General features: G+C 48.1%; 2 protein-coding genes. Both read right to left on the bottom strand.

Annotation, left to right across the window (positions count from 1 at the left end; translation table 11 throughout):
• Window positions 1-188 precede the first annotated feature (188 nt).
• On the bottom strand, window positions 189-683 hold the full coding sequence (locus tag NQ012_RS12795) for a hypothetical protein (protein ID WP_257067958.1): 495 nt from the start codon (window positions 681-683) through the stop codon (window positions 189-191).
• Between the two features lie 416 nt (window positions 684-1,099).
• The coding region (locus NQ012_RS12790) for a YjgN family protein (RefSeq protein ID WP_257067957.1) at window positions 1,100-1,540 on the bottom strand (441 nt) is incomplete at its 5' end.

The raw sequence follows: 1,540 nt of genomic DNA, 5'->3' as shown, positions 1-1,540 counted from the left end.
AAGCTGCGGGAGGAGGCGACGGTGGGGGCCAAGGAGGCGAAGAAGGCGCAGCCTGCGGTGAAAAAACCGACCGCTAAGTAGTGAAGCTGCCGGCAGGCTGCGTATGGTAACAGATGCAGAGGCCGTCTGAAATGAATCTATTTCAGACGGCCTAATTGCAGGGCTGATTTCTTGAATATCGTGTTGTTCTATTCGGCAAGTGTTGCGGGAGCCGTATGCTTGTGCAGCCGGTACCAGCCGGCCAAACGGTATAGGCATAGGCAGCCAACGAGGGGTTGGCAGACGGCAATGATCAGGTATCGGGGTGAACCGAACGCAATGGTATTGTGGCCGCCTGCTAGTTTGACTAAAGCCCATGCCCATTGCCAAAGAGATGGTATGCTGAAAGCGAGCACAGCTACCAGGCCGAGTGTACGGAAAACGCCGATGGGCAGAATTTGCTGCTGCAACACGCTGCGGTTGAGTTTCAGCAAAGTCCACAAGCCGAAACCGATAATTAACACCATACCGCCATTGGCCACAACTTGGAGGCCGCTGAAAGCAATATCGGGAGAAACGGGCAGCCCGTCTTTTGGTAATTGGGCTTGGCTCAGGTTGAAGCTTTGCAGGATATTGATGATAAAAGTGTATGCCATATCGGCCAATATCAACCATATCGGTAACGGGGTCAGTAAGCGGTTCATATTTCAGGGCAGACGTAAAAAAACGCAGTTTAAAGTATTTATGGGGGAATATGAACGGGGCAATACAATTAGTCTGTTTGATTCCGGTAAAAATATACGGGATTTTAAGAAATTAAAGATACAGCTGTTTAGAAAATGAAATAGCGATAGTTGTTTGGATTGGAACCAATGAATTTTTAAGTAGGGGCGGTTAGGTATTTTTGCAAAGATCTCGATATAGAAAATACTTTGTGATCCATTATCCGGTTAGCTAAATGACAGCCCCTTTCAAAAAGCAGGCCGAGACCTTTGCAAAAATACCTTAAGGCCGTCTGAAATGCTTAAATACCGTCATTCCCGCGTAGGCGGGAATCTAGATGAAAATATTGAAGCATTGATTAAACAAATACTTGGATGCCAAGCGTTTGGATTCCCGCCTACGCGGGAATGACGGAGTTCAGATTTTTTAGATAGCAATTTGAATTTTGCAAAGGTCTCAGCCAATAAGTCTGCCCTTGGGAAGCAGAAAAATAAAAGCGGCTGTTGCCGTATTTACTGTTTCTGGCACGAAAACGCATAGTGGAGCGTACCAGCCACGGCACGGCAACCAATGCCACTCCCCATACCGCCAGCGCATAAGCCGGATCCAACTCTGACAACACCGAAAACGCCGCAAACAGCACCACGGCAATCAGCCGCCCGATTAAAATCCGCGAGGGCAGTGCCGTAAAATCGAATTGATCGCCACCTAGCCTGAGACCTTTGCAAAATTCCCTAAAATCCCCTAAATTCTCCTCCAAGACATTTAGGGGATTTCTCATGAGCACCTTCTTCCAACAAACCGCCCAAGCCATGATTGCCAAGCACATCGACCGCTT

Origin of the sequence: Neisseria dentiae, assembly GCF_024580525.1 — a bacterium.
In the GTDB taxonomy this organism is placed as follows: domain Bacteria; phylum Pseudomonadota; class Gammaproteobacteria; order Burkholderiales; family Neisseriaceae; genus Neisseria; species Neisseria dentiae_A.
This window is presented reverse-complemented; position numbering and strand designations above follow the sequence as displayed.